The sequence below is a fragment of the Pseudomonas sp. NFACC05-1 genome (assembly GCF_900100135.1).
In the GTDB taxonomy this organism is placed as follows: domain Bacteria; phylum Pseudomonadota; class Gammaproteobacteria; order Pseudomonadales; family Pseudomonadaceae; genus Aquipseudomonas; species Aquipseudomonas fluorescens_Q.
Genome location: NZ_FMTR01000001.1, coordinates 936,832 through 962,927 on the forward strand (window position 1 = coordinate 936,832; position 26,096 = coordinate 962,927).

The 26,096-nt window shown below is 61.4% G+C and carries 22 protein-coding genes; 8 read left to right on the forward strand and 14 right to left on the reverse strand.

Annotated elements, in window-relative coordinates; all coding sequences use genetic code 11:
• Nucleotides 1-64 precede the first annotated feature (64 nt).
• The 4 genes from hpaD to BLO97_RS04045 all read right to left on the reverse strand — a co-directional run bounded on the left by hpaD (nt 65) and on the right by BLO97_RS04045 (nt 4,020).
• Nucleotides 65-922: a 3,4-dihydroxyphenylacetate 2,3-dioxygenase gene (gene hpaD, locus BLO97_RS04030; RefSeq protein ID WP_063321378.1), complete on the reverse strand. Its 858-nt coding sequence runs from the start codon at nt 920-922 to the stop codon at nt 65-67.
• Between the two features lie 187 nt (nt 923-1,109).
• The gene (hpaE, locus tag BLO97_RS04035) at nt 1,110-2,570 is read right to left on the reverse strand and encodes a 5-carboxymethyl-2-hydroxymuconate semialdehyde dehydrogenase (protein ID WP_092141229.1); all 1,461 of its coding nucleotides are present in this window, start codon (nt 2,568-2,570) and stop codon (nt 1,110-1,112) included.
• A 5-nt stretch (nt 2,571-2,575) separates the two neighbouring features.
• Complete coding sequence (locus BLO97_RS04040; RefSeq protein WP_092345054.1) at nt 2,576-3,346, reverse strand: fumarylacetoacetate hydrolase family protein; 771 nt, start codon at nt 3,344-3,346, stop codon at nt 2,576-2,578.
• Entirely contained in the window at nt 3,343-4,020 is a 678-nt protein-coding gene (locus BLO97_RS04045; RefSeq protein WP_092345056.1) for a fumarylacetoacetate hydrolase family protein, read from the reverse strand. The genes BLO97_RS04040 and BLO97_RS04045 overlap by 4 nt, the downstream gene beginning before the upstream one ends.
• Nucleotides 4,021-4,206: 186 nt before the next feature.
• Here BLO97_RS04045 and hpaA point away from each other — a divergent pair, with 186 nt between their 5' ends.
• Nucleotides 4,207-5,112 (forward strand): 4-hydroxyphenylacetate catabolism regulatory protein HpaA, encoded by a 906-nt coding sequence (hpaA, locus tag BLO97_RS04050; RefSeq protein ID WP_018613304.1) that lies wholly within the window; start codon nt 4,207-4,209, stop codon nt 5,110-5,112.
• Between the two features lie 62 nt (nt 5,113-5,174).
• Nucleotides 5,175-5,597, forward strand: coding sequence for a homoprotocatechuate degradation operon regulator HpaR (gene hpaR, locus BLO97_RS04055; protein ID WP_063321373.1), 423 nt, complete (start codon nt 5,175-5,177; stop codon nt 5,595-5,597).
• A gap of 171 nt (nt 5,598-5,768) precedes the next feature.
• On the opposite strand, the gene BLO97_RS04060 is transcribed toward hpaR, so the two are convergent.
• From BLO97_RS04060 to wecB, 6 genes are all read right to left on the reverse strand, one after another.
• Nucleotides 5,769-6,026 carry a phage infection protein gene (locus BLO97_RS04060; protein WP_092345058.1) on the reverse strand — a complete coding sequence of 86 codons (258 nt, stop codon included), beginning with the start codon at nt 6,024-6,026 and terminating at the stop codon, nt 5,769-5,771.
• Nucleotides 6,027-6,226: 200 nt separating this feature from the next.
• The gene (locus BLO97_RS04065) at nt 6,227-7,006 is read right to left on the reverse strand and encodes an alpha-amylase family protein (protein WP_092345111.1); all 780 of its coding nucleotides are present in this window, start codon (nt 7,004-7,006) and stop codon (nt 6,227-6,229) included.
• Between the two features lie 180 nt (nt 7,007-7,186).
• Nucleotides 7,187-9,733, reverse strand: a complete 2,547-nt coding sequence (locus BLO97_RS04070; protein WP_092345060.1) for an NfrA family protein — start codon at nt 9,731-9,733, stop codon at nt 7,187-7,189.
• A complete protein-coding gene (locus BLO97_RS04075; protein ID WP_092345062.1) occupies nt 9,730-11,844 on the reverse strand; it encodes a glycosyl transferase family protein in 2,115 nt (704 codons plus the stop codon). The genes BLO97_RS04070 and BLO97_RS04075 overlap by 4 nt, the downstream gene beginning before the upstream one ends.
• A gap of 12 nt (nt 11,845-11,856) precedes the next feature.
• Complete coding sequence (locus BLO97_RS04080) at nt 11,857-14,070, reverse strand: hypothetical protein (RefSeq protein ID WP_092345064.1); 2,214 nt, start codon at nt 14,068-14,070, stop codon at nt 11,857-11,859.
• 36 nt (nt 14,071-14,106) lie between these two features.
• On the reverse strand, nt 14,107-15,339 hold the full coding sequence (gene wecB, locus BLO97_RS04085) for a non-hydrolyzing UDP-N-acetylglucosamine 2-epimerase (RefSeq protein ID WP_092345113.1): 1,233 nt from the start codon (nt 15,337-15,339) through the stop codon (nt 14,107-14,109).
• A gap of 911 nt (nt 15,340-16,250) precedes the next feature.
• On the opposite strand from wecB, the gene BLO97_RS04090 reads away from it, so the two are divergent.
• From BLO97_RS04090 to BLO97_RS04100, 3 genes are read left to right on the forward strand one after another with little or no spacing between them, the layout of a single operon-like run.
• Entirely contained in the window at nt 16,251-16,811 is a 561-nt protein-coding gene (locus BLO97_RS04090) for a TRAP transporter small permease (RefSeq protein WP_092345066.1), read from the forward strand.
• Complete coding sequence (locus BLO97_RS04095) at nt 16,808-18,088, forward strand: TRAP transporter large permease subunit (protein WP_092141217.1); 1,281 nt, start codon at nt 16,808-16,810, stop codon at nt 18,086-18,088. Before BLO97_RS04090 ends, BLO97_RS04095 begins: the two co-directional genes overlap by 4 nt.
• A 50-nt stretch (nt 18,089-18,138) precedes the next feature.
• Nucleotides 18,139-19,158, forward strand: coding sequence for a TRAP transporter substrate-binding protein (locus tag BLO97_RS04100; protein WP_092141214.1), 1,020 nt, complete (start codon nt 18,139-18,141; stop codon nt 19,156-19,158).
• A 150-nt stretch (nt 19,159-19,308) separates the two neighbouring features.
• Here the strand turns inward: BLO97_RS04100 and BLO97_RS04105 are convergent, their stop codons facing one another.
• Both BLO97_RS04105 and BLO97_RS04110 read right to left on the reverse strand, forming a co-directional pair.
• On the reverse strand, nt 19,309-20,100 hold the full coding sequence (locus tag BLO97_RS04105; protein WP_092345068.1) for a transporter substrate-binding domain-containing protein: 792 nt from the start codon (nt 20,098-20,100) through the stop codon (nt 19,309-19,311).
• Between the two features lie 108 nt (nt 20,101-20,208).
• Nucleotides 20,209-20,844, reverse strand: coding sequence for a TetR/AcrR family transcriptional regulator (locus BLO97_RS04110; protein ID WP_092142694.1), 636 nt, complete (start codon nt 20,842-20,844; stop codon nt 20,209-20,211).
• Nucleotides 20,845-20,985: 141 nt separating this feature from the next.
• Here BLO97_RS04110 and BLO97_RS04115 point away from each other — a divergent pair, with 141 nt between their 5' ends.
• Both BLO97_RS04115 and BLO97_RS04120 read left to right on the forward strand, forming a co-directional pair.
• On the forward strand, nt 20,986-22,215 hold the full coding sequence (locus BLO97_RS04115) for an arabinose transporter (protein WP_092345070.1): 1,230 nt from the start codon (nt 20,986-20,988) through the stop codon (nt 22,213-22,215).
• Nucleotides 22,216-22,274: 59 nt separating this feature from the next.
• Complete coding sequence (locus BLO97_RS04120) at nt 22,275-23,144, forward strand: SDR family oxidoreductase (RefSeq protein WP_092345072.1); 870 nt, start codon at nt 22,275-22,277, stop codon at nt 23,142-23,144.
• 110 nt (nt 23,145-23,254) lie between these two features.
• Here BLO97_RS04120 and BLO97_RS04125 read toward each other — a convergent pair whose 3' ends face one another.
• Complete coding sequence (locus BLO97_RS04125; RefSeq protein ID WP_092345074.1) at nt 23,255-23,887, reverse strand: response regulator; 633 nt, start codon at nt 23,885-23,887, stop codon at nt 23,255-23,257.
• 31 nt (nt 23,888-23,918) lie between these two features.
• Nucleotides 23,919-25,280, reverse strand: a complete 1,362-nt coding sequence (locus BLO97_RS04130; protein WP_013693309.1) for a cache domain-containing protein — start codon at nt 25,278-25,280, stop codon at nt 23,919-23,921.
• Nucleotides 25,281-25,594: 314 nt separating this feature from the next.
• On the opposite strand from BLO97_RS04130, the gene BLO97_RS04135 reads away from it, so the two are divergent.
• Nucleotides 25,595-26,096: carbon starvation CstA family protein (locus BLO97_RS04135; protein WP_305882548.1), on the forward strand; the 502-nt coding region annotated here is incomplete at its 3' end.

Genomic DNA, 26,096 nt, shown 5'->3' on the forward strand with positions numbered 1-26,096 from the left:
GTGGTGAGCTACAAGCGGCAAGTTGCAAGCGATCAGCTTTTAGCTTGCGGCTTGCAGCTGCTGTTCAGACTGGAAAAATGGCGTTGATCTGTCCGGTGCCGGAGCTGCCGAAAGGCTCGGTGATGATTTCGGCAGGCTTGTCGTAGTCCGGCCCGCCGAGCAACCCCAGCAGCATCGCCGTGTCATGCATCTTGCCTTCGCCGAAGCAGTGTTCGGCATAGTCCGGGAGCATCGCGCAGAACTCTTTCCAGCGGCCCTGACGCCACATCTCGACGACGTGCAGGTCGACCTGCTTGTCGAACTCCCGCGTCCAGTTGTGGATGTTGGCTTCAGCGTTGCGATCGTCGGAGAAACGGTGCGACAGCGAGCCGGACGCGAGCACCAGGACCTTGCGGTCGCTTTTTTCGATGGCCCGGCGCACGGCGGCGCCGAAGGTGAAGCTGTCTTGCAGGCGGTGCCAGGCGCACCAGGCAGCAATCGATACGACGTCGAATTTCTGTTCCTGAGGGACGTCCATGTGCATGTAGCGCATCGGCACCAGCGTGCCGTATTCCAGTTCAAGGCTTGGGATGTTGTGGGCCAGGGTGCGCACATCGGCGGCATTGGCCTCGGCGGCGATCAGCTCGCCCAGTTCCGGGGCGCCTGAGTATTCGTACTCCATGTTCTTGATGAAGTGCGGCAGCTCGTTGCTGGTGTAGATGCCCTTGAAGTGCGCGCCGCTGTTGACGTGATAGGCGCTGTTGACCAGCCAGTGCACGTCGAACACCACGGCGGTGTCGGCCCCCAGCTCACGGGCGCGACGGCCGATTTCCTTGTGGCCGGCAATCGCGGCGGCGCGGCAACCGTGGTGCTTGCCGGGCAGCTCCGACAGGTACATCGAGGGAACGTGGCAGATTTTCGCAGCCAGGACGACTTCGCCCATGATGATTCTCCTGAAAAGATTGTTCTTGTTGGATCTTGGATAATCGGTGAATCGGGTCTTGCTGATGAGTTGTGGCGAGGGAGCTTGCTCCCGCTCGATTGCGCAGCAATCTTCAGGAAAAGCGGGGCTGCTTCGCAGCCCAGCGGGAGCAAGCTCCCTCGCCACAGGGTTCATCACTTACCTTGGGTTAAACACCCCATCGCGGTATGTGATGACTGCCCATGGAGATGCAAACGTTCTTGATCTCGGCAAACACTTCAAAGCTGTACTGTCCGCCTTCGCGGCCGGTTCCGGAACCCTTCACGCCGCCGAAAGGCTGGCGCAGGTCGCGCACGTTCTGGCTGTTGATGAACACCATGCCGGCCTCGATGCCATGGGCCAGGCGATGGGCCTTGCCAATGTCCTGGGTCCAGATGTACGAAGCCAGGCCATATTCGGTGTCGTTGGCCAGTTGCAGGGCCTCGGCTTCATCCTTGAACGGGATCAGGCACACCACCGGGCCGAAGATTTCTTCCTGGGCGATGCGCATCTTGTTGTTGACGTCGGCGAACACCGTCGGCTGGATGAACTGGCCACGGCTCAGGTGGGCAGGCAAATTGGCCGGACGCTCCAGGCCACCGGCCAGGAGGGTGGCGCCCTCTTCGAGGCCGATCTTGATGTAGCCGGTGACCTTGTCGTAATGGGCCTGGGTGATCATCGAACCGACCTGGGTCTTCGGGTCCTGCGGATCACCGACGATCAGGCGTTTGGCGCGGGCGGCAAACTCGGCCACGAATTGCGGGTAGACGCTTTCCTGGATGAAGATCCGGCTGCCGGCGGTGCAGCGTTCGCCATTGAGGGAAAAAATGGTGAACAGCGCGGCGTCGAGGGCGCGTTCCAGGTCGGCGTCTTCGAAAATCAGTACCGGCGACTTGCCGCCCAGTTCCATCGAGTACTTTTTCAACCCGGCGGTCTGCATGATTTTCTTGCCGGTGGCGGTGCCCCCGGTGAAGGAGATCGCCCGTACATCCGGGTGGCGCACCAGCGCGTCGCCGGCGGTGGCGCCGTAGCCTTGGATCACGTTCAATACGCCATTGGGAATGCCGGCCTCGACGGCCAGGCGCCCCAACTCGTTGGCGGTCAGCGGCGACAGCTCGGACATCTTCAGCACGGCCGTGTTGCCCAGGGCCAGGCACGGCGCCGTTTTCCAGGTCGCGGTCATGAACGGCACGTTCCAGGGCGATACCAGCGCGCAGACACCCACCGGTTGGTACAGGGTGTAGTTGAGCATCTGGTCGTCGACCGGATAGGTGTGACCGTCCATTCGCGTGCAGACTTCGGCAAAGAAATCGAAGTTGTGGGAGGCCCGCGGGATCAGCACGTTCTTGGTCTGGTGGATCGGCAAGCCCGTGTCGAGGGTTTCCAGTTCGGCCAGTTGCGGCACGTTCTGCTCGATCAGTTCACCGAGCTTGCGCATCAGCCGGGCGCGTTCCTTGGCCGGGGTATTGGCCCATTTCGGAAACGCTTCCTTGGCTGCCGCGACCGCTTGGGCCACTTCCTCGGCGCCGCCGCTGGCGACTTCGCCGATGGCCTCGCCGGTGGCAGGATTGTAGTTGACGAAGACGTCTTTGCTTTCGACCTCACGGCCGTCGATCCAGTGTTTGATCATGCTGCTCAAGCCTCTTTACGGGATGCGAAGAACTCGGCTTCGCTGACAATTCGATTGACCAGGCGACCGACGCCTTCCACTTCCACCACCACTTCATCACCGGGCACCACGTCCGCCAGGCCTTCCGGCGTGCCAGTGGCGATCATGTCGCCGGGCTGCAAGGTCATGAAGCTGGACAGGTATTCGATCAGGTACGGGATATCGAAAATCATGTCCTTCGTGCTGCCTTCCTGGCGCAACTGGCCGTTGATCCAGGTGCGCAGCTTCAGGTTGCTCGGGTCCGGCACATCGGCCACGTCGACAATCCATGGGCCGACGGGCGTTGTCGCGTCACGGTTCTTCACCCGCAGGTTGGGGCGGTAGTAGTTTTCCAGGTAATCGCGGATCGCGTAGTCGTTGCACACGGTGTAGCCGGCCAGGTATTCCAACGCATCCTCGCGCTTGACGTTGCGCGCCGCTTTGCCGATGACCGCCACGAGCTCGCACTCGTAGTGCATGTAGGCGACGTTGTCGGGACGCCAGGTCGCCCGGTTGTGGCCGGTGTAGGTGCCGGGGGACTTGATGAATGCCAGGGGCTCGGTCGGCGGCTTGAACGCCAGCTCGGCGGCGTGATCGGCATAATTCAGGCCCAGGGCGAACATGCTGCCGGTGGCCGGTGGCAGCCACTGGACCTGGTCCTCGGCCAGCAGGCGACCGTCCGCCAGGCGTACAGCGTTGTGAGCTTCAACGGTGACGGCTTGATCCTGGCCTTCAAAACGAATGCGCGCGTGTTTCATGAACCTGCTCCTGTTTCCTCGGCCACGATGATATTGACCAGACGCCCCAGGCCGCTGATGTCTACTTCGACACGGTCACCGGGCAGTACGTCGACCCGGCCTTCAGGCGTGCCGGTGATCAGCACGTCGCCAGCATGCAAGGTCATGAACTCGCTGATCTCGGCGATCAGTTGGGGGATGTTGCGAACGAAGTTGGCGGTGCTGTTCTGCTGGCGAACCTCGCCGTTGACGTACAGCGTGATCGCCAGGCTGTGAGGGTCGGACACCTGAGTGGTGGGCACCAGTTCCGGGCCCATGGCGCAGAAACCGTCCCGGCACTTGGCCTTGACGGCGGGGCGGTAATAGCTGTCTTCCGGGAGGCTGAATTCATTGATGAGGGTGTAGCCGGCCACGTAGTCCAGGGCTTCGGCGGCGCTGACGCGACTGGCTGACTTGCCCATGACCACGCCAAGCGCCGGCCCTGGTTGCAGTGTTTCGCTGCGACCGGGGTGAACCACCTCGGCACCGTGCCAGTTGCGGGTGTTGGGGGTCTTGATGAACAGCACGGGCTTGAGCGGCTGTTTTTGGTAGGGCGGTTGCTCGAACTCGGCGAGGCGCTGTTTCAGCAGCCCCTGGTAGTTCAGCGCGACCCCGAACAGGGTGCCGGTCGCGACGTCATGCAGGGCTCGGCTCATGCTTGTCTCCTGGCGATGCAGAGGGTGAGGGCTCTGCGGTTATTGTTAATGTGTTAACAGTTATAATTAAGATGTTAACTATCGTCAAGCGTGACAGAATGAGCGGGCACTGGTTGCCTTGCCGGATTCGGTGCAGGATGAATGCGGCAGGTATCTGGACCAGAATAAGAAAATGAGTACTGCGTGATGACTGACCGTCAGCCGATCCCCAACATCAACATTGGTCAGGTGTACGACCAGCGCTACAGCGATGCCGAAGTGCATTACGACCGACTCGCCAACCTGGCGGATTTTTTCGGTCGCAACATGCCGGTTCATCGTCACGACCGGTTCTTCCAGGTGCACTACGTCAAGAGCGGCACCGTGCGCGTATATCTCGATGACCAGCAGTACGTCGAATCCGGGCCGATGTTCTTCCTCACGCCACCGACCATTCCCCATTCCTTCGTGACCGAGGCCGACAGTGACGGCCATGTGCTGACGGTGCGCCAGCAATTGGTGTGGCAGTTGATCGACGCCGACCCGAGCCTGGCGCCGGCGGGCGTGCAAATGCCGGCGGCCTGCGTAGCGCTGGCGCAACTGGGGCCTGGGCAGGCGGGGGAGGTGCGGCGGTTGGAGTACCTGTTCGAGGAGTTGAGTGAGGAGGTGACGGCCGGGCGCCCGGGGCGCAGCGCAACACTGGACGCATTGACGCGGCTGATCATGATCAGCCTGCTGCGGTTATGTTCCAACTCCCTGGAGGCCAGGCCGGCCCGGCATGAAGACCTGAAGATCTTTCACCGCTTCAACGAGTTGATCGAGGCCCACTACCTGCAGCATTGGCCGTTATCGCGCTACGCCGAAGGCATCGGCGTGACCGAGGCGCGCCTCAATGACGTGTGCCGACGCATCGCCGACCTGCCTTCCAAGCGCCTGATCATGGAGCGGCTGATGCAGGAGGCCAAGCGCCTGTTGCTGTTCACCGGCAGCTCGGCCAATGAAATCTGCTACCAGCTCGGGTTCAAGGACCCGGCGTATTTCAGTCGGTTTTTCCAGCGTTACGCCCAACTCACGCCGGGGGAGTATCGCCAGCGGCAATCAGGGTTGCGCTGAGCGCTTGCAGCGCTGTGATAGCGACACTAAGCTGCCGACTCGCCCATCCACACAGTTCGAACATGGCCAACCCCAGACCCTCATTGACCCTGACGCTGTTGCAAGCCCGCGAAGCGGCGATGGCTTTTTTTCGACCGGCGCTGAACCAGCATGACCTCACGGAACAACAATGGCGGGTGATCCGCATCCTGCATCAGCAAGGGGAGCTGGAAAGCCATCAGCTCGCCCACCAGGCGTGCATCCTCAAACCGAGCATGACCGGTGTACTCAGTCGCCTGGAGCGTGACGGTCTGGTGCGGCGGCAGAAGTCCAGCCAGGATCAGCGGCGGGTCTTTGTCGGGCTGACCGAGCGCGGCCAGCAGTGCTTCGTGTCCATGAGCGAGGGCATGGAAGGCAACTATCGACGGATCGAAGAGCAGTTTGGCGAGGAAAAGATGGAGCAGTTGCTCGGGTTGCTCAATGAGCTGAAGAACATCAAGCCCTGAGGTTTGAGCCACAAGCCATGAGTAGCCATCCGCTTTTGTGGCGAGGGAGCTTGCTCCCGTTCGACTGCGAAGTAGTCGCAAAACCAGCCGACCGGTGACTAAACGAGTGGGAGGGGGCAGGGGGCTGCTACGCAGCCCAACGGGAGCAAGAGCCCTCGCCACACAATCGCTTCACACCGCGCTGCGTTCACGCAACTCCTGCAACCGATCGGCCCCGCCTTCAGCCACGCGATTCTCGAGTAAACGATCAGAACCGCCTTCAGCCACACGATTCTCGAGCAAGCGATCAGCCCCGCCTTCAGCCAGTGGTTGCTCCTGGTTGTGAATCGATGCACTGGCTGCGGTGGCGGAGGCGACATTGGCGAGGCCGATACCGCCCACCAATGTCAGGGCGATAGCCAGGGACGATACTTTCGAGAAGTTGAACATGGTGATTCTCCTTGCGCTTGATTGAGTGGGTCCGTGGCAGCGAATGTTGTGCTGTCCGGTGATCACAGTTAAACGCTCGGATGTATCGACGATGTGTGCCAACAGAGGGTGAGATGCATTGTTTCGTATCGGTCCGCATCTCAGATACAGACCGATACAGACTCAGTAGGCGAGGGAAGGCGGATGGTTTTAAGGCCTGGTCAAGGCTGGGCCAAGGCTTGTTTCAACTGGTCCACCAAGGTTGGCGTCATGTAGTGCGGCCCGTCGAACAGATAGAGCGGATAGCCTGCATAGGCCGCCAGTTGTGGCTTGAGCTCGTCGACCGTGGCGGAGCGAAAGCCACCGCCGTATTTGGGGCGAAAGGCTTCGACGATGATCCGCACGCGATCCTTGCCAAGCCGGTCACGCAGGGCATCGGCGTAGTTGCGGGCAACCGGGGCGGTACGGGCGTAGACGCCGACGCCGTCCTGGAAAAACACGCCGATGTCGTTCGGCAACCATTGCTTGAGCCAGTCTGCGGTAGCGGCGGGGCCGATGTTGGCGCCGTCATAGACGCTGATCCACAGTGGGCGTGGCAGCTTGGCCAGCAAGGCCGGCAGCTCCGTGGCGCCCGACCAGCTGGGGTCGACTTCAGCCGGAAAGTACCAACCGGTGACATGCAATGGCGTCGGCAACCCGGCAATGCTCTCCGACAGCGCGGCCAGTTGCTCGATGTTTTCTCGTGAGCGGTTCTCGCTGAAATAGCCAGCCAGCCCGAGGATGACATCCTGGGCCCAGGGCGTCTTGGCGATGCGCGCCCAGTCGGGCAGTACCGGTACGCTGGGCAGGCTGGTTCCGGACACGAAGGCCTGGTCGTCCACCACCGTCCATTGCACGAGCAGCTCGTGCACTCCCAGTTTTTCCCAATTGCCGCTGATGCCGACGGTCTGGTTGTCTGGCTGCCAGACGATGCCGACGATATTCGGTGTCGTGGTGGTCATTATGTAGTACGTCCCTGTACCTGCGCTGAGGAGCACGGCGACAAACAGCGCCGCGATGGTCTTGCGATTGATGAACTTTGCGAAGCTATTCAAACAAGTCCCTTCTGGATGCAGTTTAGTCGCGGCTCGGCAAGACGAGCCGCTTTTCGTACCGATGAACCGAATATCCCACCAACGTCCTCAGTAGGAGTAGGTCAGGCGTGCGAACACGCCTTTGGCGCGATCCTCGCCAAACACCCTGGCCCGGTATTGCAGGGACAGGTCCACATAGGAGCGTGGCGCGTTGTAGGCGTCTTCCCGGAACCAGTAACGTACGTTGTTTCCTATCCCGATCCCCCCGGCGTCGCCGGAAGAAAAGCCGCCGCCCGCTTCGCTCTTCATCTTGGAATCGTAGTCGATCGCTGCGACAACATGGGGGAAGGTCACCCAGCGCGAGCCAGTTCCACCGATGGCGTAGCTGCGACCCACTTGCCATTCGCTGTTGAAGTAGTCCCGCGAGTCGTTGATGTAGTGGCCGACCTCGGCGTACAGCTGCGAAGTCCACCAGCTCGGCACATCGACCCGCAGATCGGTGCCGATGCTCGAACCGTAGCCCAGTCGCACCAGCCAGTCGCCGTCGACATTGGAAGAACCAAGCGGGAAGGTCCGTTCAAGGGCGGCCATGATGTTGACCGAACTGAAGGGCTTGACCCGCACGCCGAGGGCGCCTTGCAAGGCATCCGCGCCCGTGTCCGAATCGCTGTTCTTGCTCCATAGGGTGTCGGTGATGCGTCCGTAGAGTTCGACAAAGCGACCATTGCGATAGCCCAGCGGACGCCACGACAGTTCGGTGCTGTTTTGCAGCAGGTCATTGCTTTCGCTGCCGCTGCTGCTGGTGCCCGGGGCGGCGCTCAGGCCACTGGAACTGTTGCCGCGATAGCTGGTGGTGCTGGTCAGGCCGATAGTGCGGGAAACATCGCCCACGGTGCGACGGGTATCGAATAGCTGTTGTGCGGACAGCGGCGTCTCAGTGGTTTTCTGCCCATCGATGACGCGCTTGAAGTACGCCACGGCTTCGTCGTCTTCGTGCAGGCGCATGGCGTTGTAGGCGGCGTCCTGGGCCGCTGTCGGGGGTAGCGGCGTGCTGGCGTCGGCCTTGCGGAACGCCGTGTGGGCCGCCTCGTCGTCGCCGGCCTGCATCGAGAGGTAGGCGACCTGCAGGTCACTCACCGATGCCAGCTCGCCGCTGGCCCGGGCTTCTTGTAGACGTTCGCGGGCGGTGCGGCGCTGGCCGATGGCGGCATACAGCCCGGCTTCTTCGTAGGCCGGCAGGCTGCCTAGCGCCAGGGCGCGGGTAAAGTCATCCCGGGCGCTGGCATCGTCTCCGGATTGCTGGCGCAGGCGTCCACGCATGACCAATAGCCGTGCGTCGTCGCCATGGGTTTGCAGGCCTTCGCTGGCGGCGGTGATGGCTTCGGGCAGGCGTTTTTGCTCCGTCAGGGCGCTGACCAGCAGGTGCCGATAAGCGGGGTTCTGCGGCGCGCGCGCCACGGCCTGGTGGGCCAGGGCGACTGCGGTCGCCGGGTCTTTGCGGGCGAGGGCGGCATAGGCCTGGGACGCCAGCGCAGTACCGGCATCGTGGGAGCTGCCCGGCCAGATCGCACAGGTCAGGCCGAAGGTGCTTTCCTGGCACTCCAGGGGCGGTGGTGGAAACTGGGCCAGGCTGTTCAGACCTTTGTTTTTCTGGCGCAGTGCTGCACGGGCTGTATCGCTGCGACGGGTCACCTCATCGCTGTCGTCATTGCCCAATGTCTGCAACTGCTCCAACGCGTGCTGAGGCTCACCGCGTGCCAGGGCGGCGTCGACGGCAAAGAGACGGATGCCCCGGCGCTCGCTTGCCGACAATCCGGGCAGGGACAGGGCGCGGTTCAGATCGGCCTGGGCTGCCGGCAGATTGCCCTGGCGATCCCGGGCATAGCTGCGCAGGAGCCATGGGGCGGCTTGGCGATCGTCCAGCGCCAGCGAGCCAGAGGCAGCCTGTTCGGCAGCGGGGTAATCCTTTGCCGCGAGCAGGGCACTGATGAGCAATTGCTGGTTGGCGGCGATCTCTGGCGCCCAGGCTACGGCTTTGCGCGCCTGGTCCACGGCCAGGGCGCTGTTGCCTTGTTCCAGGGCGCGATAGCCCTGGGTCGCCAGTGGCACGGCCAGTTGACGGCGAATGGCTTTGCGGCGCATCAACAACGTGTTGTCGTTGGCAAAGATGCCAAGGGCATCGGTGGTGGCCCGGTCGGCTTCTTCCAGGTGTTGCTGGCGCTGCAAGGAGTCGATCAGCAACAGGCGATATTCACGGCGACGGGGTGCTTGAACGATGGCCTTGCGGGCCGATTGCGCGGCGAGGCTGAATTGTTCGCGGTCATAGGCCTTGAATCCCTGGGACGCGGCGACAAAACCCGGTGCCGCCGTGGCGGGGCGAGACGTTGCCAGGGGCAGGGGTTGGTCGCGCAGTTTCCTGTCCCGCTCGGCCAACTCGATCAGGGTGTTCAGGCGCGTCACGTCGGCACGCTGGCGCAGGGCTTCGCGTGCCTTGGCGATGGCCAGATCATAGTCCTTGCGTTCGTAGGCGCTGTAGGCTTCGCTGGCGGCGGTATAGGCCGGACCGGACAGCGGCAGCGGCAACGTTTCGGCAAGCGCAAACGCTGGTATCAGGCTCAGCCCCGTGGCCAAAAGGGTCAGGAAGGGGCGGTTCATGCCGGGAGCTCCGTTGGGTAAAGGTCGTGCTGACGGGCCACAGCCTGCTCGATCGTCGAGCGTGGCAGGACACCGCTGTCGACCAGGTAATCGCCGATGCGGCCATGGTGTTGAGGCTGGTACTGGAGCATGACGCGACTGAATTCGTCGCGATCGAGCAGGCCCATTTCGATCAGCAGGTCACCCAGCAGCGGCGCCCGGGCATTTGGCACTGTGTGGCCGTTGCGCACAGGCATCTTGCGCAACAGCGCGAGAATTTCGCTTTCCCGGGCGATCAGTTGCACCGGCTCGCTGCCCAGCTCGGCGCTGACCTGTTGCAGACCTGCATCGGGCAAGGGGTTGGCGACGGCGATCTGTTCGCAGCCTTCGCTATTGCGTCCCAGGGGCACGACCCGCCAGCGCAAGGCAAACTCGGGGCTCAACGAGGACGTCGAGGCAGCGGCTTTCTCGGCGACATCAAAGACCCGGGGCAGGTCATTCTGGAACGCGATGGCTTCGGCCAAGGTTTCATCGTCCAGCCAGCCGTTATTGAGCAGAATTCGTCCTAAAGGCACGTTGCGCGCCTGTTGTTCGTCGAGCGCGCTTTGCAGCGCGGTGTCGGTGATGGCCTGCCAGGACAGCAACACGCTGCCCAAGCGGCGTGGCGCGATGGCGACCAGGTCGGTGGAAGGAAAGTCGTGCATGGTCTTGTCCCAGACCAGCTTGCGATTCATCACCTTGCCCACCAGGAACATGCGCCAGGCCCGGGAGGCGGCCATGAAGTTGACGAAGTTGCCCACCAGCATGCGGGGCATGGACAGCAAGCCATGCTGCCAACCGTACAGCACGGTGGTGAAGTAATAGCGGTGCAGGATGCGCCAGACCAAGGCGACGCCGTTGGCCAACAGCAGGTATTTGACCAGGCCATTGGTTTCAAACGGCGTGGGGAAGGTGACATCCCACAAGCCGCTGTGGCGCAGAATGATCAAGCCCAGCAGTTGCACCAGAATGACGTAGGCGATGATGCTCACGAACGCCGTCACCACCCCCTTGCGATCACGAAACAGCAGGTATCGGTTGGCCAGCGAGCCGTGCCAGCCCATCTGCTCCCAGCCTTGCAAGCCGATGCCCAGGGTCCAGCGGGCCTTCTGCCGGAAGGCGGTGCGGAACGTGTCCGGGAAAAACTCGCGCACGCACAGTGGCATCGTCAGGGTCGATTCGTAAGGTTTGCGGAACCAGGATTTGCGCAGTACCCGGAACTGCACCGGGAAACGTACGAAAATCGCATTCATGCCCACCTTGGCCAAGCGCGCGCCAACGTCGTAGTCCTCGGTGAGGCTGTCGGTGTTGAACGGCTGGTTTTCGGTTTCACCGGCCAGCACCCGCAGGGCGCGATGGGAAAAGCAAGTGCCGACGCCGGCCGAGGGCACGGTGTCGGTCATGCTTTCACGCACCACCAGGTCCTTGCCGTGCCATTCGGCGAACTCGTCCATGTAGACGCCCGCCACCCATTCGTACCAGTTGCGCTCCAGCGACACCACGGGCAACTGGATCATGTCCTTGCGCGGCAATAGATAGTTGAACAGACGCAGTTCCAGCGGATGCAGCACGTCCTCGCTGTCGTGCAGGACGACGCCGGCGAAGGTCATGCCATGGGTTTTCTCATGCAGGAAAATCGCCTGGATAACCCAGTTCAGGCAGTCGGCCTTACAGGTCGGCCCGGCATGGGGCACTTCCACGCGGTGCAGTTGCTTGTAACGCCTGCGCATCCGTTCGACTTCGTCGATGGTGCGCTGGTCGTTGATGTACGTACCGACGAAAACCACGTAGTTCTGGTAGTCGAGTGTCGAGACCATGTTCTCGATCATCGGCGCGATGACGTCATATTCCAGCCAGGCCGGCACCATGATCGCCAGGGGCTGTTCGTCCCGGGCCAACAATTGCTCGACGGTCAGCGGGCGGTATTTGCGGTCCACGGTGAACTTGCGGTACAGCCGACGAGACCAGTACCACACGTCAACGATCAGATCGTCCAGGCTGGAGATCAGGATCAGCACCGCGACCACGATGGTCGCGATCTCCAGGTAGTTGTAGTAATGGGCCAGCCAATAGGGCCAATAAAGCGACGTCATCGAAAGGTACCGTTACTGGCGATTGCGACGGGCACTACGGCCTGCCAGCAACAAGAGGAGGAACAGGATAAAGGCGCCTGGAATCAGCCAGAGCATCGAAGGTTTACGCCAGGCGTCCAGGCCCTTGGGTTCTTCGCGACCGATCAGCAGGCTACCGCTTGGGTCTTGGGTATCGAAGATCGCCACGGCCCCGTTGTTGCCCAGAATCGCCACGTCGCCACGGGTCAGCACAATCGGCTTGGTCAGGCTTGGCGGCTGGTTGCCCAGGGCCCGGTAGACCAGGCCATGCTGGCCCGCGGTCTGCACCACTTGCAGCGAGGCCAATTGGTTGAGGGGTTGTACGTCCAGCAACACCTGGTCCTTGTGGTTGATGCGCAGGCGACCTTGCTCGTCGACCTGGACCGATTCCTTGCTGTCCTTGAGCGGCAACTCGAAGGCCAGGAAGGCTTTGTCCGGGCTGACGACGGCTTTCGGATCAGCGCTGACCTTGAGCTGCGCGCGCAGCGGCGACACACCGCTGGTATCGGCCACCGAAATGACCCGCGCCAGGCTGCTGGCCGGTTGGTCGAGGTAGGCCTGGGGAACCAGGACCTGAGTGTCCACGGCGAAGCGTGCGGCCATGCCGGAGAAGTCGTCATCCAGCGAGGCTTTTTCCAGGACGATGTGACTGGTCGGCAGGACCGATACCGGGAAGGCTTGTGGCGTTTCCAGGCAGCGGTCGCTGACCGGCTGGCGCTGGAAGGATACGCGCAAGGTGTTCTTCGAGCCCAGGGCATAGCGCGGGATGTGGGCTTGGATGCGCTGTGACTCACCATCGGTGGTCAGTTGCTGCGCGCCGATCAGGAAATCATTGAAAAACAGCGAGGCCACTGGTGCCGTAGCGGAAGCCCCCGGGGCTGCGGAGACGTCCACCACGGCCGTGACCGGCAGGCGACCGTCGTAAGCCACGCTGCCCAGAGGGAACGAAGTGCTCCAGTCGAATCGCGAGGCCACGTCGAAGTTGCCAGGGGCGCCGCCCAGTCGCGCCAGGGCCACACGGCCATCGTCGCTCAACGGTGTTTGCGCTTCGCTGACGGTCAATTGGCGACTTTTCGCCAGTTTGCTCCACGCCGAACCGAGCAGCGACAGGGCTTTGCCCGTGGATTGCGGGGCGATCATCAGAACCGGGCGAGTGCCGAGCAGCGCCAGGCTTACGTTGTCGGTGCCGGCGCTCGCCAGCGCCGCGTTGACGTGCTGCTCGCGCCATTGGGTCAGTGCGCTGGCTGCCGTTGTGTCGAGGCCTTGAACCTGGCTTTGCAAGGCGTCCAGGGACTGGTTGATGGCCTTGAGCAGTTCCGGGTCGTTGATCGCCAGGTCAGCCTGTACGTTCGGGGTCTGGCCCAACACCAGCAGTGCGCCGATCTCGGCCGGGTTGGCCAAGGTGTGCAGGCCTTTGCCGTTGAGGCTGGCGAAGGCTGGAATGCTCAATAACTCGGCGGGAATGCGCAGGCTGCTCAGGTCCACGCGGTCCTGCACGACAGGGAAGGGCAGGATGCGGCTGTGTTTGCCGATGCGTTCCAGTGCGACACCCAGGCGCCAGGCCGAGTCGTAGCTGGCGGCGGACAACGAGCCAGGGGCGACGAGGATGCCGGGCTCACCGGGCAGGGCCGCCCAAGCCGCACCGATGTCGCGCAACTGGCTGGCGTCGTAGCTGTAGTTCAGGCGCGTCTCGGGTTGGATGCGCAGCACATTGCCGATGACTCGATCGTCTTCGCACAACGGCCGAGACACCACCGAGGACCAGGCAATGCCCAGGCGCACCAGGCCGTTGTCACGTGCGGCCTTGTCGACACCGAGTGTGGCGCTGGCATCGCCTTGTGCCTCGCTGAGTCCTTCGGCGCGCACCGGGTAGCCATCGAGGGACAGCAGCAGGGTGTTGCGACCGCCTTCGCCATTGAGGTAGTTGGCATCCAGTTGCAAGGTGGCGTCATCAAGGGCAACGCCGGCGGGCACCGGCAGGTAGAGCTCGCGGCGGGCGTCGCTGGCGCTCAAGAGGATCGGCGCAGTGATGCCCAGGTCGCTCAAGCGCACTTCACGTGTCTGGCGGGTATCGGCGTTGAGTCGATGAATAGCCTGGGTCAGCGGGCTGTCCGCAGCCAGGGCAAAGGTCGGCATGAGCGCGAGCAGGCTCAGGCCACAGGCAAGGGCGCTGAGCGCGCCCGTAGGGATGGCAACGGAAGGCTTCATTCAGGCAAATCTCGATCTGATAAGGGTGGATAGCAGTTATGAGGTGAAATCGGCGAGCAACTCTTGTGGTTCGGACGTTGGCGCGTGTGCCATTTCCTGGAGCGAATGCGCCTGGCCCACGATGAAGTCGCTGACCGGGCGGCCCATCAGGGTGTCGACGATGCGTTGGCTGGCCTTGCCATCGCCATAGGGGTTGGCGGCCTGTGACGCACGACGCCACAAGGCCTGGTCGTCGAACAGCGCGTCCACACCGGCGATGATCGAGGCCGGGGAAGTGCCCACCAGGCGCACAGTGCCTGCGGCCACGGCTTCGGGGCGTTCGGTGACGTCGCGCATCACCAGCACCGGCTTGCCCAGGGACGGCGCTTCTTCCTGCACTCCGCCAGAGTCAGTGAGGATGACGTGGGCGTGCTGCATCAGGCGCACAAAGGCCAGGTAATCCAGCGGCTTGATCAGGTGCACATTGAGCAAGTCGCCCAGCTGTTCGGTAACCGGCCCGAGCACGTTCGGGTTGAGGTGCACCGGGTAGACGATCTGGATATCCGGCCGCTGGGCCAGTTGGCGCAGGGCCTTGCAGATGTCCAGGAAACCCTCGCCGAAATTCTCCCGGCGGTGGCCGGTCACCAGCAGCAGCTTGCGTCCGGTTTGCAGGAACGGGAACTGTTGGTCCAGTTCGTCACGCAACCGGGCATCGTCATCGATGCGTCGGGCCGTCAGTTGCAGCGCGTCGATCACGGTATTGCCGGTCACCAGGCAACGGCCTTGCAGACGTTCGCCCAGCAGGTTGTCGCGCGATTGTTCGGTAGGTGCAAACAGCAGGTCGGCGCTGAGGTCGATGCAGCGGCGGTTCATTTCTTCCGGCCAGGGGCTGTAGATGTCACCGGTGCGCAGACCGGCTTCCACATGGCCGACGGGAATGCGTCGATGGAAGGCGGCCATCGAAGCGACCATGGCCGAAGTGGTGTCGCCATGGACCAGTACCCGATCCGGCCGGGTCTGTTCCAGTACCGGGTCGATGGCGCTGTACAACGCGGCGGTCAGGGAGTTGAGCGTCTGGTGCGGCGTCATCACGTCGAGAGTGAAGTCGGCCTTGAGGTCGAACAGGTCCAGCACCTGCTTGAGCATGCTTTGATGCTGGCCGGTGACGCAGATCAGCGACTCAATACCTGGTTCTGCGGCGAGGGCCTTGACCAAAGGTGCCATCTTGATGGCTTCTGGACGGGTACCGAAGATCGAAAGGATCTTGATCCGTGAGTCTTGAATAGCGATGACGTCCTTCCTCGCGCAGTTTTCTGCGCCGCACAACAGCCGTCCAAGCACAACGAAGTGGTTGGGCAAGCCAGCGGTTTAAGTTAATTGGATCCAATGTCAGGCAGATACTTACGAACACAGGAAGTGACGTAGTGGCATCTTGATCTGGGCCGTCAAATTAATAACATCAATGTTCGTTGTCGCAAAGTTTTATATGTGAAGTTTGAATGTTTTTTTAAAAGGGTCTTCTTGCGAGGGCAAGAAAGAGGCGTGCCCGGATATCTTTAAATTTTATTACTGTCTGATTAATAAGAGTTTTTTGTGCTACTACGTGGCCTCGGGCTCGGCAAAGGGGAGTGGTGACGTTTTTTTGACAAGTGGCGCCAATGTTTTTGTAAGAGATTTGCTCGCCATTAAAATGGCGCCTGCATATTGTCAAGGTTATTGATTTCCTAGTACTTGAGTGCCAATTCTTATAAGGCTGTCAAAGTTCAATTTAAATTACGTTTTTATTTTAAGTGATCTACGAATATGTACATTGTCGGTGTTTATAAGCGGCGAGATTCTCAATTGGACTGAGTGATGTTTGAAACGTTCTTGAATAGCTCTAATACCCTCGCAAACCCAATTCTCCTCTAGCCGATAATCGCACGCTTTGTAACGCGTTCGCGCCAGGGATATTGACCGAACTAACTGGTTGGTACATTTTAGGCGCCATACGTCTTGCGATGCATTGCCAAGACCATAATAAAAAGTAGAGGAACACCTCATGCGGATCTATCTGCAAACCCCCGATGCCTTTCCCTCGCTCTGTCGCACCTGGTCTGGAACCCTCGGCAATACCTGCGTCTGGATTCGATAGCGGACACCGCTACCGTTCCATCGCGCCGGCTGGACCCCGGCATCCGACAAACCGAGAGGCCTTCAAGATGACAAAAGTCGTCGATCTGTATTTCAAGCTGCTCAAGCTACTGATTGTGTTGTGCATGGTCGCGATGATCTTGCTGGTGTTCGGCAATGTGGTGCTGCGCTATGCCTTCAACTCGGGCATCAGTGTGTCGGAGGAGCTGTCGCGCTGGTTCTTCGTCTGGATGATTTTTCTCGGTGCCCTGGTGGCGCTCAAGGACCGTGCTCACCTGGGCATGGACAGCCTGGTCAAGCGCTTGCCGCCGGCAGGCAAGCGTATCTGCCTGGTCATCAGTCATCTTTTGATGTTGTACATCTGCTGGCTGATTTTCAGTGGCAGTTGGCAACAGGCAGCGATCAACCTGAATGTCGTTGCTCCGGCGTCAGGATTGTCCATGGCGCTGTTTTATGGTGCCGGCCTGGTGTTTGGCGCCAGTGCCGCAGCGATCCTGCTTTACGAGCTCTACCTGGCACTGTTCGGCAAGCTGGGGGATGACGAGTTGGTGATGGTCAAGGACAACGATGCCGAGGTGCTCACCCATGACCCCATTACCCATAACCCTACAAAGAGTACCCGCCCATGACGCTGGTTATTTTCCTCGGGTCTCTGGTGGGCAGCATGGCACTGGGCATGCCCATCGCGTTTGCCTTGCTGGTGGTCAGTGTGGCGTTGATGTTCTACCTGGATCTGTTCGACGCGCAAATCATCGCCCAGAACCTGCTCAACGGCGCGGACAGCTTCCCGCTGATGGCCGTGCCGTTCTTCATGTTGGCCGGCGAAATCATGAACGTCGGCGGCCTGTCCAAACGCATCGTCAATATTGCCATGGCGCTGGTGGGGCATAAGCGCGGAGGCCTGGGTTACGTGGCGATCATCGCTTCCTGCCTGTTGGCTTCGCTCTCCGGTTCGGCCGTGGCCGATGCGGCGGCACTGGCGGCTTTGTTGGTGCCGATGATGGTGCTGGCCGGGCACAACCGAGGGCGCTCGGCCGGGCTGATCGCCGCCGGTAGCATCATCGCACCGGTCATTCCGCCGAGCATCGGTTTCATCGTCTTTGGCGTGGCGTCCGGGGTGTCGATTTCCAAGCTGTTCCTGGCCGGTATTGTGCCGGGCCTGATGCTGGGGGCTTCGCTGGCTGTTGCCTGGTGGTACATCTCCCGCAGCGAGAACGTCGAGACACCGCCCAAGCGTTCCCGTGCCGAAGTGCTGCGCACGTTGCTCGACGGCAGTTGGGCGATGGGCCTGCCCTTGATCATCATCCTGGGCCTCAAGTTCGGCATCTTCACCCCCACGGAAGCCGCCGTGGTCGCGGCGGTCTATTCGCTGTTCGTGTCCTTGGTGATCTACCGGGAAATGAAAGTCAGCCAGTTGTACGAAGTGATTCTGTCCTCCGCCAAGACCACCTCGGTGGTGATGCTGCTGGTGGCGGCGGCCATGGTTTCATCGTGGCTGGTGACCATCGCCGATCTGCCGGGCCAGTTGGCGGAAATGCTGGCGCCCTTCATGGACAACCAGACCCTTCTGTTGCTGGTGATGATGGCGCTGATCATCCTGGTGGGGACGGTGATGGACATGACCCCGACCATCCTCATCCTCACCCCGGTGCTGATGCCGGCGGTCATCCAGGCGGGGATCGACCCGGTGTACTTCGGCGTGCTGTTCCTGATCAACACAGCCATCGGCCTGATCACGCCTCCCGTGGGCACGGTGCTCAACGTGGTCTGCGGGGTGGCGAAGCTGGACTTCGAGGAAATCGTGCGTGGGGTGTGGCCGTTCATGTTTGCGCAGTTTGTGGTGCTGTTCTTGTTGGTCCTGTTTCCGCAATTGGTCCTGGGACCGTTGAAATTCTTCACCGGATAACACCGGTGCTGGCTAGCTCGACCTTAAAACAATAATGATCGGAGAGTGACATGGGACAATTGATGAAAACCCTGTTGGCCGGGGCGTGCGCAACGGGACTGCTGCTGGGTAGCGTGGTCAGTCACGCAGATGAAATCCGCGAACGCACCTTGCGATTCGCCTTCCAGAACGTCAAGGAGCATCCGCAAGGCCAGGGCGCGCAGAAGTTCGCCGACCTGCTCAGCGAGAAGAGTGGTGGCAAGATCAAGGTCCGCCTGTTCCCAGGCGGTACGCTGGGCGGTGATGTGCAAACGGTGTCGGCGTTGCAGGGCGGCACGCTGGACATCACCGTGCTCAACTCCGGCATCCTGGCCGCCCAGGCACCGGATTATGCCATGCTCGATTTCCCGTTCCTGTTCAACAACGTCGAGGAAGCCCATGCGGTCATTGATGGTCCGGTCGGACAGAAACTGGCCGCGCAACTGGACAGCAAAGGGCTGGTCGCGCTGGGTTATTGGGACCTGGGTTTTCGTAACCTGACCAACAGCAAGCATCCGGTGACCAAGCTTGAAGACATGCAGGGCTTGAAGATTCGCGTGATCCAGTCGCCGATCTACTTGGAGACCTTCTCCGCCCTGGGTGCCAACCCGGTGCCGATGGCGTTCCCCGAGGTCTACACGGGCCTTGAGCAGCACACCATCGACGGTCAGGAAAACCCGTTCACCGTGATTGAGGGCAACAAGTTCTACGAGGTGCAGAAGTATCTCTCCGTCACGGGCCACATCTTCAACCCGCAGTCGTTGATCATCAGCCAGAAAACCTGGAACCGTCTCAACGACGATGAGAAGGCGATGATTCGCTCGGCTGCCACTGAGGCACAGAAGTTCCAGCGTGAAGTCACGGCGGCGAGCATGGACAAGGCCAAAGTGACGCTGGCCGGTGCCATGACCGTGAACGAAGTCACCCCGGCGGAGAAAGATCGCTTTCGTGAGCGGGTGAAACCGGTAGTCGACAAGTTCGCCAAATCCTTGGATGCCGACCTGGTGAAGACGATGTACGAGGAAATCGCCAAGGTGCGCGCGGCACAGTGAGGCGAATGGGCCTGTCCGGAGCAGACCCCGTCACAGGTCCCTTATGGGAGCGAGCTTGCTCGCGATTGCAGTGTGTCAGTCGACATCAATGCGGCTGACCTGACGCCATCGCGAGCGAGCTCCCACAGGGCTTTGTTTCTCAGCGAGCGATCATTGGGCGGCGGGAACGGCCAACCACTGCCCAATCACTTTCTGGTAGCTGCCATTGGCCTTGCTCAAGTGCAGCCACTGATCGACGTACATCTTCCAGGTGTTGTCATCCCGAGGCAGCAGGTAGGCCTTCTCGCCATATTGCAGGTAGCGGGTCGGGTTGACCGCGCACAGGCCGGGCTTGAGTTTTTGCTGGTAGAGCGCTTCTGACGCGTCGGTAATCATCACGTCGGCCTTCTTGTCCAGCAGTTGCTGGAAGATGGTCACGTTGTCGTGGAAGTTCAACTGGCCGTTGGGCAGGAACGCCCGGACGAAGGCTTCGTTGGTGCCGCCGGCCGGTTCGACAAGACGCACCGAAGGCTGGTTCATCTGTTCGAGGGTCTGGTAGCGCTCCTTGTCTTCGCAACGCACCAGCGGGATCTTGCCATCCACGTCCAGGGTGTCACTGAAATAGGCTTTCTTCTGGCGCTCCAGCGTCACCGAAATCCCACCCATGCCGATGTCGCATTGACCGGCAACCATATCCGGCATCAGGGTTTTCCAGGTGGTCTGTACCCATTGCACCTTGACGCCCAGGCTGGCGGCCAGCGAGCGCGCCATGTCGATGTCGATGCCTTCGTATTCGCCGGTTGCGGTTTTAAAGGTATAGGGCTTGTAGTCGCCGGTGGTGCACACCTTCAGTTCGCCGCGTTGCAGGACCTGGTCCAGTAGCGAAGGTGTCGGTTCGGCCAAGGCGCCGCAAGAGAGCGCCAACAGGCCACAGAACGTCATCGAAGTTGTTATGGTTTTCATCGTGAGGGGACGTCTCGTAGCGGAGGGAAACAAGATCAGGGAGTGTAGTAAAAGTGTTGGCAGGCTGTCACTGGAGCATGGCTGACGAACCGTCAGCAGGCAGCGGTCTCAACGGGGGCGCTGCAAGCTTGCAAGGTAGGCGCAGAACATATCGGCCATGGCATCGCTGTAGATGGCAACGTCCGCAGGAGAGCGGGGCGCTGATGAGAAGCGCTTACCCACGGCACTGAGCGTGCTGATGATCAGGTCACCTGCCAGGGTACGGGTTTGTGCCGGTGCGTCTGGCAATGCTTGCAGCATGAAAGCATCCACCGACTGCTGCACCGACATCCGCGCGGCCTGGTGCTCGGGAGCGTCGCGGTAGAGCGGGGCGGCGTCGTTGAGGGCGACGCGTATCTGGGCTTCGTCACATTCGGACTGGATGAACGCCTGCACCAGGGTACGCAGGCGCTCGAAGGGCGGCTTGAGGTTGTCTTCAAGGATCTCGCGCAGCATATCGCTGGTTTGCCGCCATTCATCACTTTGCAGGCGGAACAGGATCGCCGCTTTGTTCGGGAAGTACTGGTACACCGAGCCGACGCTCACGCCAGCTCGCTCGGCAACCCGGGCCACCGTGAAACGTGCCGCGCCCTGGGTCGCCAGAACCTGAACAGCCGCTTCCAGAACCGCGGCGACGAGCTCGGTGGAGCGTGCCTGTTGCGGCTGTTTACGCGAGGAAATCTGCGGGCTTGAGCGTTCGGACATGTGGGCATGAACCTCGGCAGGGAATGCGAATAGGAAATGCGACGGATTGTTCGTATCTTGAATGCGACGAATTGATCGCATTCTAGTCGGCTCCACCGGCAGCGTTCAACGTCATATCGCATCCTTTCCGTGGGTAGGGTTATGACACAAGACAATATTCATCTCGGCGCTTCTTCGGCGCCTAAGGCAGCCGTCGAGGCCAATCCGACACTCAAGCTGTTGCCGCTCACTCTGACCGTATTCATCGGTTTCCTCACGATCGGCATGCAACTGCCTGTCTTGCCCCTCCATCTGCACGACGCGCTGGGCATGGGCACGCTGGTGATTGGCCTGGTGGTCGGGGCACAGTTCGCCGCTGCGCTGTTGTCACGGGCCTGGGCCGGCAATTTTGCCGACATGCGCGGTGGGAAACGCGCCGTCATGACCGGGCTGGTGACAGCCGCGGTTTCAGGGCTGGTCTATCTGCTTTCCCTGGCGTTCGTTGCTGCGCCAGTCACGTCGGTCTGGCTTTTGTCTGGCGGTCGGGTGCTGCTGGCAGTTGGCGAAAGCCTTATTGTCACCGGTGCGCTGGGGTGGGGCATCGGCCTGGTGGGGGCACAGCATGCCGGCAAGGTCATGGCCTGGAATGGCATCGCCATGTACGGCGCCTATGCCTTGGGCGCTCCGCTTGGCGTGGCGTTGAATGGCGGCTGGGGATTCACGGGCATTGCCATGGCCTCGATGTTCATTCCTCTGTTGGCCTTGGCGATTGTCGCGGGCGTGCGCGCTGTCGCCCCTACGGCAACCCGGCGTACACCGTTCTACACGATGCTCGGTGCTGTATGGGTTCCCGGCATGGGGTTGGCGTTCTGCAGCGTCGGCTTTGGTGTCGTCACGGCGTTCATTGCCCTGTTATTCGCGGCCAGGGATTGGGGCAACGCTTCCTTGGCGTTCACGGCGTTCGGTGTGGCTTTCATCGCTGCTCGCCTGCTTTTCGGGCACCTTCCGGACAAGATTGGCGGCGCTCGCGTCGCGCTGGTCTGCGTATTGATCGAAACCGTTGGGTTGCTGCTGATCTGGAGCGCCGACACCGCGACCATGGCTTATTTGGGGGCGGCTTTCACTGGCTTCGGTTATTCCCTGGCGTTTCCCGGCTTCGGCGTGGAAGCGGTACGGCGTGCGCCACCGCAGGCACGCGGTCTCGCCATGGGGGCCTACGTCGCGTTTCTTGATATTTCCCTGGGCATCACCAGTCCGCTGGCCGGTTTGTTGGCGAGTGGCTGGGGTATTGGTGCGGTTTACCTGGGCGGCGCCATTGCCGTTGGGCTGTCTTTCGGGGTGGCCCTGATGTTGCTGAGAGGACGGCAAGCACAAGTTCAATACAAATTCTGAGTCTTCGATGGGTTATAGAAGATTTTCGGTTCGGTTTTTTTAGAACAGGAGCGTTGCATATGCACGTATTCGTTACCGGTGCCACGGGCTGGGTTGGGGCGTCCGTGGTACAGGATCTGATCGCCGCCGGGCATCGGGTCACGGGCCTGGCCCGATGCGAAGAAAAAGGCGCGACACTGGCTGCGACAGGCGCGAAGGTGGTTTCAGGCACTTTGGATGATCTCGAGATCTTGCACGGCGCAGCCTCGGCGGCGGACGCGGTGATTCACACGGCGTTCAATCATGACTTCTCGCGATTTGCCGAAAATGCCCAGCAGGACCGCCGCGCCATCGAAACGTTGGGCGACGCGTTACGAGGCTCCGACCGGCCGTTGCTGGTGACATCGGGCCTGTTTGGATTGACGCGGGGTGCGAGTGAACTGGAAGTGGTGAGCCCGGCCTCGCCCCGCAAGTCCGAAGCCGCCGCCCGGGACTTGGCCGAGCGTGGGGTGCGTGTGGCGACGGTGCGACTGGCGCCCTCGGTCCATGGCCTCGGCGACCATGGGTTCGTGCCGATCCTGATTCGCCTGGCCCGGGAGACGGGCGTTTCGGCCTATCTCGGGGACGGCGTCCATTGCTGGTCGGGCGTGCATCGACTGGACGCCGCACGGGTCTATCGGCTGGCGCTGGAACAGGGCGTGACGCAATCCGTCTACCACGCCGTCGCCGACGAGGCCGTGTCGTTCAAGGACATTGCCCAGGCGATCGGTCGTGGCCTGGGGTTGCCGGTGGAATCCCGCGAGCGCGAGCATTTCGGCTGGTTCGCCCACATGGCGGGCGCGAACATGGCAGTGTCCAGCGCGTACACCCGTGCCTTGCTGGGCTGGATGCCAAGCGGCCCGGGGTTGTTGGATGATCTTGACCAACCAGGCTATTACCACGCCGATTGAAATGAACGATCTGTGGCGAGGGAGCTTGCTCCCGTTGGGTTGCGCAGCGACCCCGATATTTTACGGTCGCTGCGCAACCGAGCGGGAGCAAGCTCCCTTGCCACAAAGGCCTAGCGCGAAATGATCCCGTGGTCGATCGCGTATTTCACCAGGGCTGCGGGCTTGTCGATGTTCAGCTTGCGGCGAATGCTCAGGCGATGGGTTTCGACGGTGCGTACGCTGATGTCCAGTTCACGGGCCATTTCCTTGTTGTTCAGGCCTTGGACCATTTTGGACAACACCTGGCTCTCGCGCGGCGTCAGCTCGTTATCGGTGTGCGGGGCGGTGGCGAGCCGCTGGGCGATCTCCGCACTGTAGAACGTACCGCCGCTGATGATGGCTTCGATGGCCGCGATGATTTCCCGCGATGGCGCGTTCTTGAGCACGTAGCCGCTGGCGCCGGAACGCACGGATTCGCTCACGTACTCGTAATTGTCATACATGCTGAGGATGAGGATCTTGAGGCTGGGGTATTGCTTGCCCAGCAGCCGGGTCAACTCGAGCCCGTTCATGTCCTTGAGGCTGATGTCCATCAGCAGCAGGTCCGGTTGACTGCGACCGACCATTTCGATCGCTTGCGCGCCGTTCTCGGCTTCGCCCACCACGTCCAGTCGGGGCATTACGGACAGCAGCGCCTTGATGCCGTCGCGGACCAGGGAATGATCATCGACCAGCGCGACACGAATCACTGGAGGCAGGTTCATCGGCAGGTGCTCTTGTTGGAAGGGGGGCGCATCAGTTTTCCGTTACCGAGAGGTTCATGGGCAGCAGGATATCCAGTTCGCTTCGTCCCGGTGCCGAGGTCACTTCCAGGCGTCCGCCGAAATGCTCGACCCGTTCCCGGATATTGCGCAGGCCGATGCCGGCGTGGCCGCGTTCTACTTGCGGGACGTTGAAGCCCATCCCGTCATCCACGACCGTCAGACGCAAGGACTGGCTGGAGCCGAACAGGGTGATGCCGACACTTTTCGCCCCGGCATGGCGCTCGATATTGGTCAGGGCTTCCTGGGCAATGCGGAACAGCGAGACAGGGGCGCCATTTTCCAGGCGGCAATCGAATTCGTTGCTTCGGTAGGACACCTCAAGCCCGCTGCGCTGTTGGAACTCGGTCGCGAGCTGGCCGATGGCGGCGGGCAGGCCCAGGGTGTCGAGCAGGGACGAGCGCAAGTCGTGGGAGATGCTACGGATCTCGCCGATGGCTTCGCCCAGCCGGTCGGTCGCATTCTTGAGGATGCCCAAGCCGTTTTCCTGGCCGTTTTCCAACACATGGCTGGCCAGTTCGAACTGGAATTTTATCGACACCAGCAGTTGGCTGATGCCGTCGTGCAGCTCGCGCGAGACCCGCGAGCGTTCTTCTTCCTGCAAGCTGACGATACGCTGGTTCAGCCGCTGCAGCTTTTTATCGGCCAGGCGATGTTCGCTGACGTTGAGGGTCATGCCGCCGGCAAATACCAGCAGGACCGCCACCAAGGCGATCGCGGCGATGGCTTGCATGGTGCTGTGGATGCCATGGGCAACTTCGTCGCGGGCTTGCTGGGTGGCGCGTTCGACATCCTCCAGGTAAATCCCGGTACCGAGCATCCAGCCCCATTGATCGAGCATCACGACATAGGCCAGCTTGTCGGTCACCTGGCCGGAGGAGGGCTTGTTCCAGGCGTAGCGCTGGAACCCTTCGCCTGACTCGGCACTCTTGAGCAATGCCTGGATGACCGGCAGGCCGTGGGGATCCTTCATATCCCAGAGGTATTGCCCCACCAGTTCCGACTGGCGGGCATGCATGAGGCTGCGGCCCTGGCGGTCATACACGAAAAAATAACCGTTTATGCCGAAGCTGAGCTTGCGCAGTTCTTCCAGTACCTGCTGTTGCGCGCGCTCGTCTCCCCGGCCGTTGTCATACAGCGGGGCGATCAGGCTCTGCGCCATCTCGACATAATTCTTCAGCTCAGCGCGCTTGCTCGCCAGGATGCTGTCTTCGATCAGTTGCGCCTGTTGATCGCCCAACTGGCGATTGAGCGAGATCACCAGGGCACAGATGACCGCGATGGCCAGGACCAGCGGCAAAATCCCGAGGGCGACGATTTTGTGTTTGAGCAGCATCTGTACTCCTGTCCGGACTCGGCGGGGAGGCGAATGGCGGCATCATATGCCAAACCCATGGATGAGGCATAAAACCTGTGGCGCAAGACATGTGGGAGCAAAGCTTGCTCGCGACGCTGGCGCCGCGGTGTATGAAAGACCGTATTGACTCTCTCGCGGGCAAGCCTTGCTCCCACAGGGGGAATTGGGGTTCTACGTAGTACTACGGATTTATTTATTGACCCGTTGCAGGGATATTGGGCCGGCTCCGAATAGCCGGGGCACACTATAAAAACAATCGCCGCAATCCACTGGATATCGGCAGGAGACACGCAATGACAACCCGTCTGGTTAAACACCTCGCCTGGTTTGCCGTCGCCGTTCTGGGGGGCTGTGCGTTGAGCGTCGTGGCCTTGCGCCGCGGCGAACCCATCAACGCCCTCTGGATCGTCGTCGCAGCCGTGGCCATCTACCTGGTCGCCTACCGCTACTACAGCCTCTTCATCGCCAACAACGTGATGCAACTCGATGCGCGCCGGGCCACTCCCGCCGTGCTCAACAACGATGGCCTGGACTACGTCCCGACCAACAAACACATTCTCTTCGGCCACCACTTCGCGGCCATTGCCGGCGCGGGGCCGCTGGTCGGGCCGGTGCTGGCGGCGCAGATGGGCTACCTGCCCGGCACGCTCTGGCTGATCGCCGGCGTGGTGCTGGCCGGTGCGGTGCAGGACTTCATGGTCCTGTTCCTGTCCACCCGCCGCAACGGTCGCTCCCTGGGTGACATGGTCCGGGAAGAAATGGGCCGTGTCCCTGGCACCATCGCTCTGTTCGGCT

What these genes read in the sequence shown, in the direction of transcription:
- hpaD (WP_063321378.1), bottom strand. Translation starts at nt 922, where the DNA reads ATGGGCGAAGTCGTCCTGGCTGCGAAAATCTGCCACGTTCCCTCGATG.
- hpaE (WP_092141229.1), bottom strand. Translation starts at nt 2,570, where the DNA reads ATGATCAAACACTGGATCGACGGCCGTGAGGTCGAAAGCAAAGACGTC.
- BLO97_RS04040 (WP_092345054.1), bottom strand. Translation starts at nt 3,346, where the DNA reads ATGAAACACGCGCGCATTCGTTTTGAAGGCCAGGATCAAGCCGTCACC.
- BLO97_RS04045 (WP_092345056.1), bottom strand. Translation starts at nt 4,020, where the DNA reads ATGAGCCGAGCCCTGCATGACGTCGCGACCGGCACCCTGTTCGGGGTC.
- hpaA (WP_018613304.1), top strand. Translation starts at nt 4,207, where the DNA reads ATGACTGACCGTCAGCCGATCCCCAACATCAACATTGGTCAGGTGTAC.
- hpaR (WP_063321373.1), top strand. Translation starts at nt 5,175, where the DNA reads ATGGCCAACCCCAGACCCTCATTGACCCTGACGCTGTTGCAAGCCCGC.
- BLO97_RS04060 (WP_092345058.1), bottom strand. Translation starts at nt 6,026, where the DNA reads ATGTTCAACTTCTCGAAAGTATCGTCCCTGGCTATCGCCCTGACATTG.
- BLO97_RS04065 (WP_092345111.1), bottom strand. Translation starts at nt 7,006, where the DNA reads ATGACCACCACGACACCGAATATCGTCGGCATCGTCTGGCAGCCAGAC.
- BLO97_RS04070 (WP_092345060.1), bottom strand. Translation starts at nt 9,733, where the DNA reads ATGAACCGCCCCTTCCTGACCCTTTTGGCCACGGGGCTGAGCCTGATA.
- BLO97_RS04075 (WP_092345062.1), bottom strand. Translation starts at nt 11,844, where the DNA reads ATGACGTCGCTTTATTGGCCCTATTGGCTGGCCCATTACTACAACTAC.
- BLO97_RS04080 (WP_092345064.1), bottom strand. Translation starts at nt 14,070, where the DNA reads ATGAAGCCTTCCGTTGCCATCCCTACGGGCGCGCTCAGCGCCCTTGCC.
- BLO97_RS04090 (WP_092345066.1), top strand. Translation starts at nt 16,251, where the DNA reads ATGACAAAAGTCGTCGATCTGTATTTCAAGCTGCTCAAGCTACTGATT.
- BLO97_RS04095 (WP_092141217.1), top strand. Translation starts at nt 16,808, where the DNA reads ATGACGCTGGTTATTTTCCTCGGGTCTCTGGTGGGCAGCATGGCACTG.
- BLO97_RS04100 (WP_092141214.1), top strand. Translation starts at nt 18,139, where the DNA reads ATGGGACAATTGATGAAAACCCTGTTGGCCGGGGCGTGCGCAACGGGA.
- BLO97_RS04105 (WP_092345068.1), bottom strand. Translation starts at nt 20,100, where the DNA reads ATGAAAACCATAACAACTTCGATGACGTTCTGTGGCCTGTTGGCGCTC.
- BLO97_RS04110 (WP_092142694.1), bottom strand. Translation starts at nt 20,844, where the DNA reads ATGTCCGAACGCTCAAGCCCGCAGATTTCCTCGCGTAAACAGCCGCAA.
- BLO97_RS04115 (WP_092345070.1), top strand. Translation starts at nt 20,986, where the DNA reads ATGACACAAGACAATATTCATCTCGGCGCTTCTTCGGCGCCTAAGGCA.
- BLO97_RS04120 (WP_092345072.1), top strand. Translation starts at nt 22,275, where the DNA reads ATGCACGTATTCGTTACCGGTGCCACGGGCTGGGTTGGGGCGTCCGTG.
- BLO97_RS04125 (WP_092345074.1), bottom strand. Translation starts at nt 23,887, where the DNA reads ATGAACCTGCCTCCAGTGATTCGTGTCGCGCTGGTCGATGATCATTCC.
- BLO97_RS04130 (WP_013693309.1), bottom strand. Translation starts at nt 25,280, where the DNA reads ATGCTGCTCAAACACAAAATCGTCGCCCTCGGGATTTTGCCGCTGGTC.